The organism is Paracidovorax valerianellae (assembly GCF_900102625.1).
In the GTDB taxonomy this organism is placed as follows: domain Bacteria; phylum Pseudomonadota; class Gammaproteobacteria; order Burkholderiales; family Burkholderiaceae_C; genus Paracidovorax; species Paracidovorax valerianellae.
Map to the genome: position 1 here is coordinate 431,292 of NZ_FMZC01000004.1, position 16,607 is coordinate 447,898.

Annotated in this window: 15 protein-coding genes; 13 read left to right on the plus strand and 2 right to left on the minus strand. The window is 67.4% G+C overall.

Going from position 1 to position 16,607, the window contains the following annotated elements; all coding sequences use genetic code 11:
• Positions 1 to 197: 197 nt before the first annotated feature.
• The 4 genes from BLT03_RS09680 to pyk all read left to right on the plus strand — a co-directional run bounded on the left by BLT03_RS09680 (position 198) and on the right by pyk (position 4,476).
• Positions 198 to 674, plus strand: a complete 477-nt coding sequence (locus BLT03_RS09680) for a hypothetical protein (protein ID WP_139160362.1) — start codon at positions 198 to 200, stop codon at positions 672 to 674.
• The gene (locus tag BLT03_RS09685; protein WP_139160363.1) at positions 671 to 1,162 is read left to right on the plus strand and encodes a hypothetical protein; all 492 of its coding nucleotides are present in this window, start codon (positions 671 to 673) and stop codon (positions 1,160 to 1,162) included. The genes BLT03_RS09680 and BLT03_RS09685 overlap by 4 nt, the downstream gene beginning before the upstream one ends.
• Positions 1,152 to 2,927 carry a hypothetical protein gene (locus BLT03_RS09690; RefSeq protein ID WP_139160364.1) on the plus strand — a complete coding sequence of 592 codons (1,776 nt, stop codon included), beginning with the start codon at positions 1,152 to 1,154 and terminating at the stop codon, positions 2,925 to 2,927. The genes BLT03_RS09685 and BLT03_RS09690 overlap by 11 nt, the downstream gene beginning before the upstream one ends.
• 112 nt (positions 2,928 to 3,039) lie before the next feature.
• The gene (gene pyk, locus BLT03_RS09695) at positions 3,040 to 4,476 is read left to right on the plus strand and encodes a pyruvate kinase (RefSeq protein ID WP_092743106.1); all 1,437 of its coding nucleotides are present in this window, start codon (positions 3,040 to 3,042) and stop codon (positions 4,474 to 4,476) included.
• A gap of 109 nt (positions 4,477 to 4,585) precedes the next feature.
• Here pyk and BLT03_RS09700 read toward each other — a convergent pair whose 3' ends face one another.
• The gene (locus BLT03_RS09700) at positions 4,586 to 5,344 is read right to left on the minus strand and encodes a phosphatase PAP2 family protein (RefSeq protein ID WP_092742847.1); all 759 of its coding nucleotides are present in this window, start codon (positions 5,342 to 5,344) and stop codon (positions 4,586 to 4,588) included.
• A gap of 84 nt (positions 5,345 to 5,428) precedes the next feature.
• Between BLT03_RS09700 and BLT03_RS09705 the strand changes: the two genes are divergently transcribed.
• From BLT03_RS09705 to BLT03_RS09745, 9 genes are all read left to right on the plus strand, one after another.
• A complete protein-coding gene (locus tag BLT03_RS09705) occupies positions 5,429 to 6,130 on the plus strand; it encodes a response regulator (protein ID WP_092742850.1) in 702 nt (233 codons plus the stop codon).
• A 107-nt stretch (positions 6,131 to 6,237) separates the two neighbouring features.
• Positions 6,238 to 7,566 carry a histidine kinase dimerization/phospho-acceptor domain-containing protein gene (locus BLT03_RS09710; protein ID WP_245711319.1) on the plus strand — a complete coding sequence of 443 codons (1,329 nt, stop codon included), beginning with the start codon at positions 6,238 to 6,240 and terminating at the stop codon, positions 7,564 to 7,566.
• Positions 7,567 to 7,655: 89 nt separating this feature from the next.
• The gene (gene fba / locus BLT03_RS09715) at positions 7,656 to 8,720 is read left to right on the plus strand and encodes a class II fructose-bisphosphate aldolase (protein WP_092742855.1); all 1,065 of its coding nucleotides are present in this window, start codon (positions 7,656 to 7,658) and stop codon (positions 8,718 to 8,720) included.
• A 166-nt stretch (positions 8,721 to 8,886) separates the two neighbouring features.
• On the plus strand, positions 8,887 to 10,002 hold the full coding sequence (locus BLT03_RS09720; protein WP_092742859.1) for a Re/Si-specific NAD(P)(+) transhydrogenase subunit alpha: 1,116 nt from the start codon (positions 8,887 to 8,889) through the stop codon (positions 10,000 to 10,002).
• The gene (locus tag BLT03_RS09725; RefSeq protein ID WP_245711307.1) at positions 9,999 to 10,769 is read left to right on the plus strand and encodes a hypothetical protein; all 771 of its coding nucleotides are present in this window, start codon (positions 9,999 to 10,001) and stop codon (positions 10,767 to 10,769) included. Before BLT03_RS09720 ends, BLT03_RS09725 begins: the two co-directional genes overlap by 4 nt.
• 26 nt (positions 10,770 to 10,795) lie before the next feature.
• Entirely contained in the window at positions 10,796 to 11,149 is a 354-nt protein-coding gene (locus tag BLT03_RS09730; protein ID WP_092742862.1) for an NAD(P) transhydrogenase subunit alpha part 2, read from the plus strand.
• Positions 11,146 to 12,636 (plus strand): NAD(P)(+) transhydrogenase (Re/Si-specific) subunit beta, encoded by a 1,491-nt coding sequence (locus BLT03_RS09735; RefSeq protein WP_092742866.1) that lies wholly within the window; start codon positions 11,146 to 11,148, stop codon positions 12,634 to 12,636. Before BLT03_RS09730 ends, BLT03_RS09735 begins: the two co-directional genes overlap by 4 nt.
• A 142-nt stretch (positions 12,637 to 12,778) precedes the next feature.
• Positions 12,779 to 14,458, plus strand: a complete 1,680-nt coding sequence (locus BLT03_RS09740) for a long-chain-fatty-acid--CoA ligase (protein ID WP_092742869.1) — start codon at positions 12,779 to 12,781, stop codon at positions 14,456 to 14,458.
• A gap of 70 nt (positions 14,459 to 14,528) precedes the next feature.
• A complete protein-coding gene (locus tag BLT03_RS09745; protein ID WP_092742872.1) occupies positions 14,529 to 15,290 on the plus strand; it encodes a 5'-methylthioadenosine/adenosylhomocysteine nucleosidase in 762 nt (253 codons plus the stop codon).
• A 173-nt stretch (positions 15,291 to 15,463) separates the two neighbouring features.
• On the opposite strand, the gene corA is transcribed toward BLT03_RS09745, so the two are convergent.
• Positions 15,464 to 16,450 carry a magnesium/cobalt transporter CorA gene (gene corA / locus BLT03_RS09750; RefSeq protein WP_092742874.1) on the minus strand — a complete coding sequence of 329 codons (987 nt, stop codon included), beginning with the start codon at positions 16,448 to 16,450 and terminating at the stop codon, positions 15,464 to 15,466.
• Positions 16,451 to 16,607: the final 157 nt, after the last annotated feature.

The following is a 16,607-nucleotide window of genomic DNA, read 5'->3' on the forward strand; positions in this document are numbered from 1 at the left end:
TTCCCTCCGGGACTCTCCCACCGTCTTTCTTTTTCGCATCCCTCTCCATTCCTTCGTTTGCCGAGGCTTGGACAGCGGTGGTGCGCCCAACGATGCTTTCCGTCGGCACGCTTTCAGAGACAAGTGCCGGCAGGTGTAAAGGGCACCGACTCCGCACATTGCGGAACACATCAACGACAACAGTTGAAAGAAAGACGATGAACAACGAGAAACCACAGCCATCACGGCGCAGCCCCGCGCTGTCCACACGGCGCAAAGCCTGCATCAGGGAGGCCGCCTTGGAGATGGGGGCTGATGCGGCCACCGCCCGGAAGTTTGGCGAGACAGGGGAGATAACGGTAGGGACGTTCACACTCAGCGTGAAGCCCTTGAGCCATCGGGAGGATGGCCCATGGACGGCCATCGCAACGATGGCCCGGCCCGATCAGATCCCGGAGGACATCTGGACCGACGCATTGCTGGTCGCCAACGGGCAGTCGATGCTGAGTTCCGATGGGGGGTACGGCCTCGAAGACAACGGTGACGCCGTCTTGGTGCGCCGCCTGGAGACGAAGCAGGAACACAAGCGTTTGCTGGCCGCGCAGCTCAGCGGCTTGCTGGCCCTGTGCCAGGCCACCCGCGAGGGCGCACAGGCGCTGCACGTGGCCTCGCAACGCCAGGGGGGTGTGCGATGAGCGCCGTTCTCACACCCTGTCCACCCGCCACTGCCCCTGCGCAGGAATTGGAAGCCTCGTCCCGCGTCCTGGCGCTGATCCGCGAGACTGCCGTGTTCCTCGGCGCATCGCAGGAGCAGGCCCGGGAGGCCTCGCGCACCGGCACCTTCGCCCTGGAAAGCCGCCCCATCGCCTTGGTGCCCGACGTGGATGAAGAGGCGCTGATCATGTCCGCCCCGTTGCCTGCAACGTGTCTGGACGATCCTGCCCGGCGCGTGGCCGCGCTGCAGGCTTCCACGGTGCTGGTGCTCTGCCTTGGAGCGGTCTTCGCCCGCGGTCTGGCCGGGCCGCAACTGCTGTGCCGTTGCCCGTTGGATGACGCCTCGGCGGAGATCGTCGGTCGACATGTTCTGCAGCTCGCTGCGCTCGCCAATGCCGTGCAGGTGGGTGCTCCCGGCACGCCGAGCGAAGCCGTTGCCGGCGGGAAGGAGCGTTCCCATGTTCAATAAAACGAACGCCTCAGGTTCGGCGACGCCCATCCGCTCGACACCTCCTTCCGGTGCTCAGACGCCCCAGGCCCGCTCCACGGGCGCCAGCACTTCCGGCAGCCTTCGGCACGAGTCGCTGACCAGCCGGCGAGGCCCGTCCCAATCGCAGCCGCAGACGATGTCGCCGCGCCAGCCCTTGGCGTCTCAAGAAGGGGATTCCTTATCCCTGCTGTCCAGTCCTACCCGCTCCGAATCCTTCAATACGCCCCCTGTCGGACTCGACATCCGATGGGATGCCAGCGGACCCGTCACTCCGAATGCCAGCAGCTTCAGGGGGGGAGCGGCGATGGCCGGGGCATCGCTCGCCAATGCATCGTTCTTCACCATGGGCGAGTTGCCGGAACGGGACGAGCTCGTCGATATTCCGCTGGAGCGTTTCATGCGCAACAGCCGTCGGCAGGACATGCCGCACCTGGCGGAGCACGAAGAACCAGCAGTGCCCGAGCCGCAGAGCTGGAACGCGATGCTGCGGCAACTGGGAATCGGCGCGATGGAAACCGGCGGGGCGGCCATGCACCGGCTCGGCGAGGTCGCCACGGCGGCCCGCACCGCGGTAGCGGAATCCACCACGGTGCAGGCGGTCGGCTCGATGCTGCCCAGCCAGCGCATCATGGGTGCAGCCTTGGGCCATGGTATCCATCAGGCGGCTTCGGTGTTTGGACCGACCTTTCTGCGCGAGATGATGGCGGAGTCCATGAAAGTCGCTTTTCGCACCGCGTCGCCTTCCATGGTCCTGGGCATGCAGTTGGGCGTGGGACTGCTCAACATCGGTATGGCCGTGATGCGGGAGCAGCGAGAGTCCAGGGATCCAGACACGGCTGCGCGGGGCTTTCATGCGATGACGGCGGAGCAGTGGGCTGCGTGCTCGGACGGCCAGCAGGAAGCGCTGCGCCAGACGCAGCAGCGCATGTCGCGCCTCGTGACGCTGGAGCAGATCGGTGCGTCGATGGCTTCGGTCGGGCTTTCACTGTATGGCACGCTCACCGGCAATGAGGGTATGGCCGCAGATGTGCTTGCAGTGGACATCAAGACCTTGGCGTATTCCTTCGCGCGCGACTTCATCCAGGCGTCCTTCAGCATGGTCGGGACGGAAGGTGAAACGTCAGGCGGCGTGAGCGGAAGCCACCTCAATTCGGCCAGCTTGTTCTATGGACTGGCCAATGTTGTCGGCAACGAAGCGTGGTCCGAGCTTCCGATTCTGGGAGGGGACACGGCTGCTGCCCGCGCCGTACTGTTGGATGGCGCCAGCAGCAGCAACGCCCGCAGCGCTGCGTGGGGCGAAATCGCAGGGGCATCCGCCATCAAGGCCGCGATCAACTGGGCGGTGGAGACTGCGGACTGGATCTCCGTCACGCAGCAGGAGGCATTGCAGTCCGATACGGTGCAGCAATGGAGCCCTCGCCTCACGGGAACTGACTATGGCCGGTTGCTGGATCAGACACCTGCTCGCATCACCGCCATCACGGCTGGAAATGCCGTTTACAACGTGCTGGGGAACGTGAACCGCGGGGGTACGCCAGGGCAGCAGGACTTCGTGAGCAACACCCTTGCCGGCTTGCTGGCAGGGTTGCAGTACGCGGCCATCGGGGGAAGCTGGCAGGCGGAGGGTGCGGTGCGCCAGGCCCGCCGGGAAGCCGAGGCAGAGGTCCGCAACGAAGACCGCAGCGCTCCACAGGGCGGGTTGCGGCAGCGCCGGCCCCATCCATCGGGCAACGCGCAAGTCTGAGTCGCCGGTGCCCCGGGCTGCTTTGCTGCCCGGGGTCTGCCCGGAAGCTATGTAACCTGTTTTCATGCAAAATTGAAACCCGATTACATCCATGCAGAGAGACCCCAACGCCATGCAGATCCGCCGCGCCACCAAGATCGTCGCCACCCTCGGGCCCGCTTCCAGCGACCCGCAACTGCTGGAGCAGATGATTCGCGCGGGGGTCAACGTCGTGCGACTGAACTTCAGCCATGGCAAGGCACAGGACCACATCGACCGCGCCATCGCCGTGCGCGAGGCGGCGCAGCGTGCCGGCCGCGAAGTGGCCATCATGGCCGACCTGCAGGGACCGAAAATCCGGGTGGGCAAGTTCGCCGACGGCCGCGTGCAATTGCAGCCGGGCCAGGCTTTCATCCTCGACGCTTCGCGCACCGCGCCGGGCGACGACAACGGCGTGGGGCTGGACTACAAGGAATTGCCGCGCGACGTGAAGGCCGGCGACGTGCTGCTGCTCAATGACGGGCTGATCGTGCTGGTGGTGAACGCCGTGCGCGGCGAAGAGGTGCACACCACCGTCAAGATCGGCGGCGAGCTGTCCAACAACAAGGGCATCAACAAGCAGGGCGGTGGCCTGACGGCGCCAGCCCTCACCGCCAAGGACATGGAAGACATCCGCACCGCGATGAGCTTCCAGGCCGACTATGTGGCCGTGAGCTTTCCCAAGAACGCCACCGACATGGAAATGGCGCGCCAGCTTTGCAACGTGGCTGCCGCCGAATACCGGCACAAGCCGGGCCTGATCGCCAAGATCGAGCGCGCCGAGGCCGTGCCCCGCCTGGAGGAAATCCTGCGCGTGTCCGACGGCATCATGGTGGCGCGCGGCGACCTTGCCGTGGAAGTGGGCAACGCGGCCGTCCCTGCGCTTCAAAAGAAGATGATCCGCATGGCGCGCGACATGGACAAGGTCGTCATCACCGCCACGCAGATGATGGAAAGCATGATCACCAACCCCGTGCCCACGCGGGCCGAGGTGAGCGACGTGGCCAACGCCGTGCTGGACGGCACCGACGCCGTGATGCTGAGCGCCGAAACCGCCGCCGGCAAATACCCGCTCGAAACGGTGGAGGAAATGGCCAAGATCTGCGCCGCCGCCGAGGCCGCGGAAGACCCGGAGCGCGATTCCGACTTCACGGGCCAGACGCTGGGCCGCATCGACCAGTCCATCGCCATGGGCGCGCTCTTCACGGCCCACCACCTGGGCGCCAAGGCTATCGTGGCCATGACCGAAAGTGGCTCCACCGCGCTGTGGATGAGCCGCCACCGCATCCACATTCCGATCTACGCGCTCACCCCCAAGGTGGCCACGCAGCGCAAGATGGCCATGTACCGCAACGTGCGCCCGCTGCTCATGGACACCAGCGCCGACCGCGACACCGCGCTGGAGCAGGCCGAAGGCCATCTCAAGAGCCGCAACATCGTGCAGCAGGGCGATCTTTACGCCATCACCTGTGGCGAACCGATGGGCGCTCCCGGCGGAACGAACATGCTGAAGATCTGCCGCGCGACCTGATCGCGCGCCTTCGCTGCCCAGGCCCGCCACGCCGCCGCGCCTGCACGGCGCTGCCGCTGCAGCCGGCGGGGGCCTGGGCAACCGAGGGGCGGCTAAGCGCCGCTGACAGTCAATGCGTCGGCGCGGGCACCGCGGCATCGGCAGGAAGGCCGCTGTCCGCTTCGGGAATGCGCCGGCGCAGCGCCGTGCCCGCCACGTCGCACAGCCAGCCGGTCATCCAGCACAGCCAGCCGGTCCACAGGGTGTGGCTCGTGAAGTGCGCGCCCCGCGCCTGCTGCGCCAGGCCCAGCGCCACCCCGGCCAGCAGCGAAGCGACCAGCCACGCGCGGGCCGCCTTCGGCGCCTGGCGGCGCAAGGCGAAATAGCCCCCCAGGAACGCAAACCCGGCCGAAGCGTGCCCTGCGGGAAAGCAGTGGCCGGACCCGCCGTCGATGGCGCCACGCGCCCAATGCGAGGCATAGCGCGCCACACCGCCGAACTCGGCCAGATCCCACGGGCAGCTGGTGGTGCTGCTTTGCTTGAGCAGTGCAATCACGCCCAGCGACAGCAGCGCGCTGATCGCCAGTTGCAGGCGCTCGCTCTGCGTGATGCGGCGCAGCACGCCCACCGGCCACCACACCCCCACCGCAAGCAACAGCACCATCACCCAGCCCAGGCGCCGCGCGCCTTCGTGCAGCACGTGCACGAAAAGCCAATGGTCCCGCAGGGGAAAGCCTCGGGCCGAGCCGAACGCGCGGGCCAAAACGAGGTCCAGGCCCGAGGCGTCCCAGGCGATGAGCACCGCGAGGGCGGCCAGGGCCCAGGCCAGCGGGTGGAAGGGGGTGTAAGAGCGGGGCGCGGCAGGCGCGGCATCATGGGAAGAGGGCATCGGCATGGCGGCGGACGATAGGCAGCCGCTCTTAACGCCGTCTTAACGCCGCGCGGGAGCCCGCAACGCGGTGACAATCGTCCCATGCGAATCCTCGTGGTCGAAGACGATGCGGGCATTGCCGACGGCCTGCGCACCAATCTGCAGCAGCGTGGCTATGCGGTGGACGTGTGTTCCAGCGTGGCGACGGCCTGGAGTGCGCTGCGCATGGAGCGGTTCGATGCCGTGCTGCTGGACCTGGGCCTGCCCGATGGCGACGGTGCACAGTTGCTGCGGCGACTGCGACACAGCCCGGCAGCGACTGCGGGAGCGGCTGCCTTGCCCGATCCCGCCACCCCGGTGCTGATCCTCACCGCCCGGGACCAGGTGCACCAGCGCATCGCCGGGCTGGACGAGGGCGCCGACGATTACCTGGCCAAACCCTTCGATGTGGACGAACTGGAAGCCCGCCTGCGCGCGCTGCTGCGCCGCGCAGCGGGGCGCGCGTCGCCCACCATCCGACACGGCGACCTGGAGGTGGACCCGGCCGCACGCACCGTGCGCCAAGCCAGCCAGTTGGTGGACATGTCGCCGCGCGAGTTCTCGGTGCTGCTGGTGCTGCTCGAATCGCGCGGTCGGGTGCTGTCGCGCCAGCAGATCGAGGAAAGCCTCTACAACTGGCAAAGCGCCGTGGAAAGCAACGCCGTGGAGGTGCACATCCACCACCTGCGCCGCAAGCTCGGCAGCAGCCGTATCCAGACCATGCGCGGGGTGGGCTACTTCATGCCGCTGGAGGACGCCGCATGACGCCGGATCAGGCACCGCTCGCTTCCCCCGAGCCTTCGATATCCTTGCCCGCTCCCACGCCGGCGGCCGCGCCCAAAAACGGGCCCTCGGCCCGACGTGGCTCGCTCATGCGGCGCCTGCTGGTGTGGACGCTGGGCGCGCTGATCCTGGTGTGGGGCACCTTCGTCGGCCTGGGCTACCAGACCGGAGTGCACGAGGCGGATGAACTCACCGACGGGCACTTGGCCAGCGTGGCCGCGCTGCTGCTCAATCTGCGCGCCTCCGACGGGGTGGAGCCGTCGCTTGCCACCCAGCGCGCGCCCACGCCGTGGCTCAAGGCGCACGACTACCAGCAGTCGCTCAGCGTCGTGCTGTGGGGCGCGGACGGACAACTGCTGTCGCGAACCGGCAGCGCACCGCTGCCCGCTTTCAACCTGCCGGACGGGTTCGCCGATCTGCAGCTCGGCGACCCGCCCGTGGCCTGGCGCGGCTTTTCGCAATGGGACGCAGCCCATGGCCGAAAGATCATGGTGCTGCTGAATCTGGACGAGCGCGATGACCTGGCGGACGACATCGCCGGCCAGATCATCGAGCCCGGGCTGTGGCTGCTGCCGGTGGTGGCGCTCGCACTGGGGCTGGCCGTGCGGCGCGGGCTGCGGCCGCTGTATTCGCTGTCCGATGCGGTGGCCCGGCTGGACGTGGTGCGCGCCGAGCGGCTGGAGGCCGGCAACGCCCCGCGCGAACTCGATCCGATGGTGGTGTCGATCAACACGCTGCTCGACCGCCAGCAGGCGGCGCTGGCGCGAGAGCGCCGGCTGGCCAACGAAGTGGCGCACGAGCTGCGCACGCCGCTCTCGTCCATCGTGCTGCAGGCGAGCGCGCTGGACGGTGGCCTTTCCGGGCCGGAGCAGGCCCAGGCCCTCGCCCGCATCGGGCAGGACGCGCTGCGCGCCGGGCATGTGCTCAACCAGTTGCTGGCCCTGGCCCGGGCCAGCCGCACCCAGCTGCACGAAGCAGCCTCGCCCGTCGATCTGGCCGAACTGGCCCGCCGTGTGAGCGCCGACTATGCCCAGGCCGCCTGGGCGCGTGAGGGCAGCATTTCGGTGGCAGCGCCGGCCACCCTGGTCTGGCGCGGCAATGCGGTGCTGCTGGAGATCGCGCTGCGCAACCTGCTGGAAAACGCCCTCAAGCACACGCCGCACGGCACCCGCATCGAAGTGCAGCTGGGGCTGTCCGACACCGGTGCGCCGTGGCTGCAGGTGTGCGACGACGGTCGCCGCGACCAGGCGCAGGGCGCGGCGTCTGCGCCGGTGGACAGCCTGCATCTGGGCCACGAGATCGTTGCGCGCGTGGCCGAGGCCCATGGGGCCCGCTTTGCCGCCAGCGATGTGCCTGCGCCATTCACCACCGGCTACCGTCTGGAATTCACGGACTCCATGGCGGGGCCGACGGGATAAAATCGGCGGTTACGAAGCGGTTACCGCCGCGATCGCCGGCCTCGTCAAGGGGCCTTTGTGCCTTCCCCACCATTGAACGGACCCATCCCATGCCTCTCGTCTCGATGCGCGAATTGCTCGACCATGCCGCAGAAAACCGCTACGGCATTCCCGCTTTCAACGTGAACAATCTGGAGCAGGTCCAGGCCGTCATGGCCGCCGCCGACGAGACGGGCGCCCCCGTCATCCTGCAGGCCAGCGCCGGCGCCCGCAAATACGCTGGCGAAGCCTTCATCAAGCACCTGATCCAGGCCGCCGTCGAAGCGTACCCCCACATTCCCCTGGTCATGCACCAGGACCACGGCCAGAACCCCGCCGTGTGCCAGGGCGCGATCGACCTGGGCTTTTCGTCCGTGATGATGGACGGCTCGCTCGAAGCCGATGGCAAGACCATCGCCAGCTATGAATACAACGTGGACGTGACGCGCAAGGTCGTGGACATGGCCCACAAGGTCGGCGTCACGGTCGAAGGCGAACTGGGCTGCCTGGGCTCGCTGGAAACGATGAAGGGCGACAAGGAAGACGGCCACGGCACCGACGCCACCATGACGCGCGAGCAACTGCTCACCGACCCCGAGCAGGCTGCCGACTTCGTGAAGCGCACCCAACTCGACGCGCTGGCCATCGCCATCGGCACCAGCCACGGCGCCTACAAGTTCACGCGCAAGCCCACTGGCGACATCCTGGCCATCGACCGCATCCAGGAAATCCACCGCCGCATTCCCAACACCCATTTGGTGATGCACGGCAGCTCCAGCGTGCCGCAGGAACTGCTGGAGATCATTCGCCAGTACGGCGGCAACATGAAGGAAACCTACGGCGTGCCCGTCGAGGAAATCCAGAAGGCCATCCAGATCGGCGTGCGCAAGATCAACATCGACACCGACATCCGCCTGGCCATGACCGGTGCGGTGCGCAAGTTCCTGGCCGAGAACCCCGAAAAGTTCGATGCCCGCGAATGGCTCAAGCCCGCACGCGAAGCTGCCAAGGCCATCTGCAAGCAGCGCTACATCGAGTTCGGCTGCGAAGGCCAGGCGCCCAAGATCAAGGGCCACAGCCTGCAAGTGGTGGCCGGCCAGTACGCCGCGGGCGCGCTGGCCCAGGTGGTGAACTGACCCTCCCTGTGCACGGGAGCGCCTGCGCTCCCGCACGGCAGGCCCGGCGCATTCGCGTGCCCCGGGCCTTTGCTTTTGGGACCTGCCTTAGCGCTGAAGCGCATCGGGTAAGCTCGGGCCCAGTGAGCGGAGATCGCCGAGCACAGCCAGCCGGGAGACAGACAACATGCAGATAGGTGTACCAGCCGAGTCCATGGTTGGAGAAACCCGGGTCGCCGCGACCCCGGAGACTGTCAAGAAGCTCAAGGCCCAGGGCCACGCAGTGCGCGTCCAGACCGGTGCCGGTGTGGCCGCCAGCGTGCCCGATGCTGCCTATGCCGCGGCCGGCGCGGAGATCGTGGACGCCGCCTCCGCGTGGGGCGCCGACCTGGTGCTCAAGGTCCGCTGCCCCACCGAATCCGAAACGCCCCTGCTGCGCCCCGGCGCCACGCTGGTCGGCATGCTCAACCCCTTTGACGCGGCGGGCCTGCAGCGGCTGGCCCAGGCCGGCGCCACCGCCTATGCCCTGGAAGCCGCGCCCCGCACCACGCGCGCGCAAAGCATGGACGTGCTCTCGTCTCAGGCCAACATCGCCGGCTACAAGGCTGTGATGATCGCGGCCGACCGCTACCAACGCTTCTTTCCCATGCTCATGACCGCTGCCGGCACGGTGAAGGCCGCGCGCGTGGTGGTGCTGGGCGTGGGCGTGGCCGGCCTGCAGGCCATCGCCACGGCCAAGCGGCTGGGTGCGGTGATCGAAGCCTCCGACGTGCGCCCCTCGGTCAAGGACCAGGTCGAGTCGCTGGGCGCGAAGTTCATCAACGTGCCGTTCGAGACCGACGAAGAAAAGGAAGCGGCCCAGGGCAGCGGCGGCTACGCCCGCCCCATGCCGCCCAGCTGGCTGGAGCGCCAGAAGGTCGAGGTGGCCAAGCGCGTGGCGCAGGCCGACGTGGTCATCACCACCGCCCTCATTCCCGGCCGGCCCGCGCCGGTGCTGGTGACCGAGGCGATGGTCGAGTCCATGAAGCCGGGCTCGGTGATCGTCGATCTGGCAGCGCCCCAGGGCGGCAACTGCCCGCTGACCGAAGCCGGCCAGACCGTGGTGCGCCACGGCGTGACGCTGGTCGGAGAAACCAATTTGCCCGCGCTCGTCGCGGCCGATGCCTCCGCGCTCTACGCGCGCAACGTGCTCGATTTTCTCAAGCTCATCATCAACCCCGAAGGGGCCCTGCATGTGGACCGGCAAGACGACATCGTCGCCGCCTGCCTCGTGGCCCATGAAGGCGCGGTCACCCGCGCATGACTCGACAACCAAGCATCCCTGTGAAGACCCGGTTTTCTCCCCTGTTCCCCCTGTCCGCCCGCCTCGGCGGCCCGTTGCTCGCCATCGCCGCACTGACTGCCCTGGCCGCCTGCGCGCCGATGCAGCCCGCGCTGCCCCACGTGGGCCGCGCCCAGCTCGACCTGCCGCCCGGCGACTGGGAAGTGCTGGGCCGCCGCGACGAAGTCATCGACGTGCTGCCCGACGACACCGCGGCCGACCTGCCCACACAGATGACCGCCATGGGCCTGCGCGGCCCCGGCAAGGACCGCCCGTTGCTGGCCGTGCTGCTGGTGCAGACCAACAGCACCAACTACCCGCGCGACACCACGCTGTGGACCGCACCGTGCACCGAACAGCAAGGTGTGTTCGTCGAGGACAAGGCCCAGGGCAGCCCGGCGCGCATCGACTGCCTGCGCTACAAGCGCCGCGCCGACACCGAGGACTACCTCGCCAAGAACCGCCCTGCGGTGGCGCAGTGGCTGTCGATGAACAAGGCGGCGCCCACCAAGCCTTACTCGCACGTGTCCTTTCGCTACGCCACCAACGGCGGCGCGTTCATTTCCATCGATGCGGTGGTCGACCAGCGCCTGCTGCGCCCGCCGTCGCGCGACAACGAGGCGTTTTTGCGCGCCGGCCGGCCTGCTCTTGAATGGGGCGACAAGATGGCGCAGGCCGCGCGGCTGAGCACCTCGATGATGGACGGCCGGCTGGTCGTGCCGCCGTTTCCGATCGCCCCACCCCAGTAGTTCGTTCGCTCTCAAGGAGTGCTGCCATGGATGCCGTTTCCCCCACGCTGATCAACCTGATCATCTTCGTACTGGCCATCTATGTCGGCTACCACGTGGTGTGGACCGTGACCCCGGCGCTGCACACGCCCCTGATGGCCGTGACCAATGCGATCTCGGCCATCGTGATCGTCGGCGCCATGCTGGCCGCCGCGCTCACGGAAACGACGCTGGGCAAGACCATGGGCGTGCTGGCGGTGGCGCTGGCCGCCGTCAACGTGTTCGGCGGCTTTCTCGTCACCCGGCGCATGCTGGAGATGTTCCGCAAGAAAGAGCGCAAAGGGGCCGCGGCCTCCACCGGTAGCGCGGCGGACCAGAAGGTCGAGAAGGCCGCGCCATGAGCATGAACCTCGTCACGCTGCTGTACCTGGTGGCCAGCGTCTGCTTCATCCAGGCGCTCAAGGGGCTGTCGCATCCCACCACGTCGATCCGGGGCAACCTGTTCGGCATGGCCGGCATGGCGATCGCGGTGCTCACCACCGCCGCGCTGATCTGGAGCGTGGCGCGCGGCGCGCCGATGGGCCTGGCCTGGGTGCTGCTCGGCCTGCTGGTCGGTGGCGCTGCCGGCACGGTGATGGCCCAGCGGGTGGAGATGACCAAGATGCCCGAGCTGGTCGCCTTCATGCACAGCATGATCGGCCTGGCGGCCGTGTTCATCGCCGTGGCGGCGGTGGCCGAGCCCTGGGCCTTCGGCATCGTGCCACCGCCCGTGCCGGCCCTGGCCAGCGCCACGACGCCCGTGGGAACGGTGCTGGTGGAAGGCTTCGCGCGGCTGCCGATTCCGTTCGGCAACCGGCTGGAGCTGTTCCTGGGCGCCGCCATCGGGGCCATCACCTTCAGCGGCTCGGTGATCGCTTTCGGCAAGCTGTCGGGCAAATACAAGTTCCGCTGGTTCCAGGGCGCTCCGGTGCAGTTCAAGGGCCAGCACCTGCTGAACCTCGTGCTGGGCCTGGCGACGGTCGCGCTGGGGCTGGTCTACATGGCCACCGAAAGCTGGACCGCCTTCTTCGCCATGCTGGCGCTGGCCTTCGTGCTGGGCGTGCTCATCATCATTCCGATCGGCGGTGCGGACATGCCGGTGGTGGTCTCCATGCTCAACAGCTACTCGGGCTGGGCGGCGGCGGGCATCGGCTTCAGCCTGAACAACAGCATGCTGATCATTGCGGGCTCGCTGGTGGGCAGCTCGGGCGCCATCCTTTCCTACATCATGTGCAAGGCGATGAACCGCTCGTTCTTCAACGTGATCCTGGGCGGGTTCGGCGGCGATGCCGCAGCCGCCTCGGCCGTGGGCGCGCAGGCGCAGCGCAGCGTAAAAAGCGGCAGTGCCGACGACGCCGCCTTCGTGCTGGGCAATGCCGAAACCGTGGTCATCGTGCCGGGCTATGGCCTGGCCGTGGCGCGCGCCCAGCATGCGGTGAAGGAACTGGCCGCCAAGCTGGCCGAGAAGGGCATCACCGTCAAATACGCCATCCACCCGGTCGCCGGGCGCATGCCGGGCCACATGAACGTGCTGCTCGCCGAGGCCGAAGTGCCCTACGACCAGGTGTTCGAGATGGAAGACATCAACGGCGAGTTCGGCCAGGTGGACGTGGCGATCATCCTGGGCGCCAACGACGTGGTGAACCCCGCCGCCCACACCAAGGGCAGCCCGATCTACGGCATGCCCATCCTGGAGGCCTACAAGGCCAAGACCGTGATCGTGAACAAGCGCTCCATGGCGGCGGGCTACGCCGGGCTGGACAACGAGTTGTTCTACATGGACAAGACCATGATGGTCTTCGGCGACGCCAAGAAGGTCGTCGAAGACATCGGCAAGGCCATCGAATAGCCGGCAAACCGTACCGCGGCGCGGCTGCCCGGGCCGATGCCGAGGGCTGCCGCGCTTTAGGGAAACTACAGGCCCCCGGCCCCTTCGCCTGCGACGACAATGCGGGCTCCTTTTTGTAACAGCAGGTTTGGAGACATACAGCATGAATGACCGCCCGTGGCTTGCCGCCTACCCACCCGGGGTGCCGGCCGACATCGACCCGGCGCAGTACCCCTCGCTCGTCGCCCTGATGGAAGAGGCGTTCGGCAAGTACGCCGACCGCGTGGCCTACAGCTTCATGGGCAAGGATGTGACGTTCGGCGAGACCGACGTGCAAAGCCGCCAGTTCGCGGCTTATCTGCAAAGCCTGGGACTGGTCAAGGGCGACCGCGTCGCCGTCATGATGCCCAACGTGCCGCAGTACCCGGCGGTGGTCGCGGCCATCCTGCGCGCAGGCCTGGTGGTGGTGAACGTGAACCCGCTGTACACCCCGCGTGAACTGGAACACCAGCTCAAGGACTCGGGCTCCAAGGCCATCATCATCATCGAGAACTTCGCCGCCACGCTGCAGGCCTGCATCGGCGCCACGCAGGTCAAGAACGTGGTGCTGTGCACCATGGGCGACCGGCTGGGTTTCCTCAAGGGAATGATCGTCAATTACGTGGTGCGCAGCGTGAAGAAGCTCGTGCCGCCCTTTTCGCTGCCCGGGGCGGTGCGCTTCAACGACGCACTGTCACAGGGCGCGCGCGGCGCCTTCAAGGCGCCCGACCTGCGGCCTGACGACGTGGCCCTGCTGCAGTACACCGGCGGCACCACGGGCGTGAGCAAGGGCGCCGTGCTTTTGCACCGCAACATCATCGCCAACGTGCTGCAGGCCGAGGCCTGGAACGCGCCAGTGATGCAGGCCGTGCCCGCCAACGAGCAGCCCACCAGCGTGTGCGCGCTGCCGCTTTATCACATCTTCGCGTTCACCGTGAACATGATGATGAACATGCGCACGGGCGCCAAGAACATCCTGCTGCCCAATCCGCGCGACCTGTCGGCCGTGCTCAAGGAACTGTCGCGGCACACCTTTCACAGCTTCCCGGCCGTGAACACGCTGTTCAACGGGCTGGCCAACCACCCCGACTTCAACACGGTGAACTGGAAGAACCTCAAGATTTCGGTGGGCGGCGGCATGGCGGTGCAAAGCGCCGTGGCCAAGCTGTGGCTGGAGAAGACCGGCTGCCCCATCTGCGAGGGCTACGGGCTGTCTGAAACCAGCCCCACGGTGGCCTGCAACCCGGCCACGGAGAAGGGGTTCACCGGCACCATCGGCGTGCCGATCTCCAGCACCTACATGAAGCTGATCGACGACGACGGCCGCGACGTGACCGAGCCCGGCCAGCGCGGCGAGATCGTCATCAAGGGCCCGCAGGTCATGGCCGGCTACTGGCAGCGGCCGGACGAGACCGCCAAGGTCATGACCGACGACGGCTACTTCAAGTCCGGCGACATCGGCGTGTTCGACGAGCGCGGCTACTTCAAGATCGTGGACCGCAAGAAGGACATGGTGCTGGTGAGCGGCTTCAACGTCTATCCCAACGAGGTTGAGGACGTGGTGGCCATGCTGCCCGGCGTGCTCGAATGCGCGGTGGTGGGAGTGCCGGACGAGAAGACGGGCGAAGCCGTCAAGCTCGTGATCGTGAAGCGCAGCAACGACCTGACCGAAGCCCAGGTGCGCGAGTTCTGCAAGGCCAACCTCACGGGGTACAAGCAGCCGCGCGTGATCGAGTTCCGCGAGTCGCTGCCCAAAACCCCGGTGGGCAAGATCCTGAGGCGCGAACTGCGCGACAAGCGCTAGTGGGTCTCGCACGGTCCGGGCAGCCCCGTGCCTTCGCGGCGCGGGTGCGGTTGCAGCCGGCGGTGCAGCCGTGACGACCGCCATCCTCAGCGCCCTGGCCGAAGAGCAGCAGGGCCTCATCGACGCGTTGGCCCGCGGGCGGCGCACGCTCCATGCCGGCCGCACCTTCTGGAGTGGCGGCCTGCACGGGCGCGAGGTGGTGCTGGCGCTGTCCGGCATCGGCAAGGTGGCCGCGGCCACCACGGCCACGGCACTGATCGAGCGGTTCGGCGCCGCGCGCATCGTGTTCACCGGCGTGGCGGGCGGCCTGGGGCCCACAGTGCAGGTGGGCGACGTGGTCGTGGCGCAGGACTTTTTGCAGCACGACATGGACGCCTCGCCCCTCTTTCCCCGCTGGGAGTTGCCTGGCTACGGGCGCACCCGCCTGCCCTGCGATCCCGGCATGGCCGACCGGCTGGCGGCGGCTGCGGGCGAGTGCCTGGCGTCGGGCGCGGCCGAGCTGCTCGACGGCGCCGGGCTGCCACCGCCCCTGCGCGCGCCGTGCGTGCACCGGGGGTTGATCGCAAGCGGCGACCGGTTCGTTTCGACCGTGCACGAATCACAGGCATTGCGCATGGCGTTCAGCGCTGCCGGCCACGCGGTGCTGGCGGTGGAAATGGAAGGCGCCGCCGTGGCCCAGGTGTGCAGCGACTACGGCGTGCCCTTTGCCGCCGTGCGCACCGTGTCCGACCGCGCAGACGATGCCGCGCACGTGGACTTTCCCCGCTTCGTGCGGACCGTGGCCAGCCGGTATGCCGACGGCATCATCGGCCGGTTTCTCAGGGCGCTATAAAATTTATAGCTAACCACCCTGGTGCTGATTGCGCTGGGGGCCGATTTGACTCGATACCGCCGATTCTCGGCAGCGCGCGTGCCTTCACGCCAGCGGATGCCGTGGAACCGGCTCTGCCCGGCCACTGGCTTCGTCCCCCTGGGGGGGCGGCCGCGCAGCGGCTCAGGGAGGGGTTACTTCAACCAGCCGCGCTTGCGGAAGTACCACATGGGGCCGAGCGCGCTCGCCACCATGAGCGCCAGCGCATAGGGGTAGCCAAGCGACCAGTCCAGTTCGGGCATGAACTTGAAGTTCATGCCGTACACGCTGGCGATCAGCGTCGGCGGCAGAAGGGCGACGCTGGCCACCGAGAAAATCTTGATGATCTTGTTCTGGTTGATGTTGATGAAACCGACCGTGGCGTCCATCAGGAAGTTGATCTTGTCGAACAGGAACGCCGTGTGGTTATCCAGCGATTCGATGTCGCGCAGGATCTGGCGCGCTTCCTCGAACTGCTCGGCGTTGAGCATCTTGCTGCGCATCATGAAGCTCACGGCGCGGCGGGTGTCCATGACGTTGCGGCGGATGCGGCCGTTCAGGTCTTCCTGGCGGGCGATGGCGGCCAGCACTTCGCCGGCGCGGGCGTCGGTCACGTCGCCGGCCAGCACCTGCACGCTGACCTTCTTCAGGTCGTCGTAGATGCCTTCGAGCGTGTCGGCGGAGTATTCGGCGTCGGCGTCGAAGAGCTTGAGCAGCACTTCCTTGGCGTCTTCGATCAGGCCGGGCGCCCGGCGCGCGCGCATGCGCAGCAGGCGGAACACGGGCACGTCTTCGTCGTGGATGGAAAAGAGCACGCCCTTGCTCTTGAGCGTGTCGTTCACGAGGTTCAGGATGAAGGCCACGCGCACCGAGCGCGGGTCGTCTTCGTCGTCGATGAGAAAGTCGCTGCGGATGTGCAGCTCGCCGTTGTCTTCTTCATAGAAGCGGGCGGATTCCTCGATGTCCTCGTCCATGGCGTCTTCGGGGATGAAGAGGCCGTAATGCTGCTTGACCCAGCGTTTTTCTTCGAGGGTGGGCGACTCCAGGTCGACCCAGATGGGCTGGAACTGCGCCAGCTCTTCCAGGGATTCGATTTCTTCCTGGACCAGCCGGCCGTTGGCGAGCGTGAAAATGTTGAGCATGTGGGCTCACTCCCGGTGTGTGATGGGCGTCTGCGAGGGGGGCGGGGGCCGCTTTCAGCCCTCGGCAGGCCGGGAGCTGAAAGCTACCAACTGGGGTAGGTTTCCACGGAGGAATCTCCAAAATTGCAAGCCGCGGATTATGGCATTGCGCTGCGTC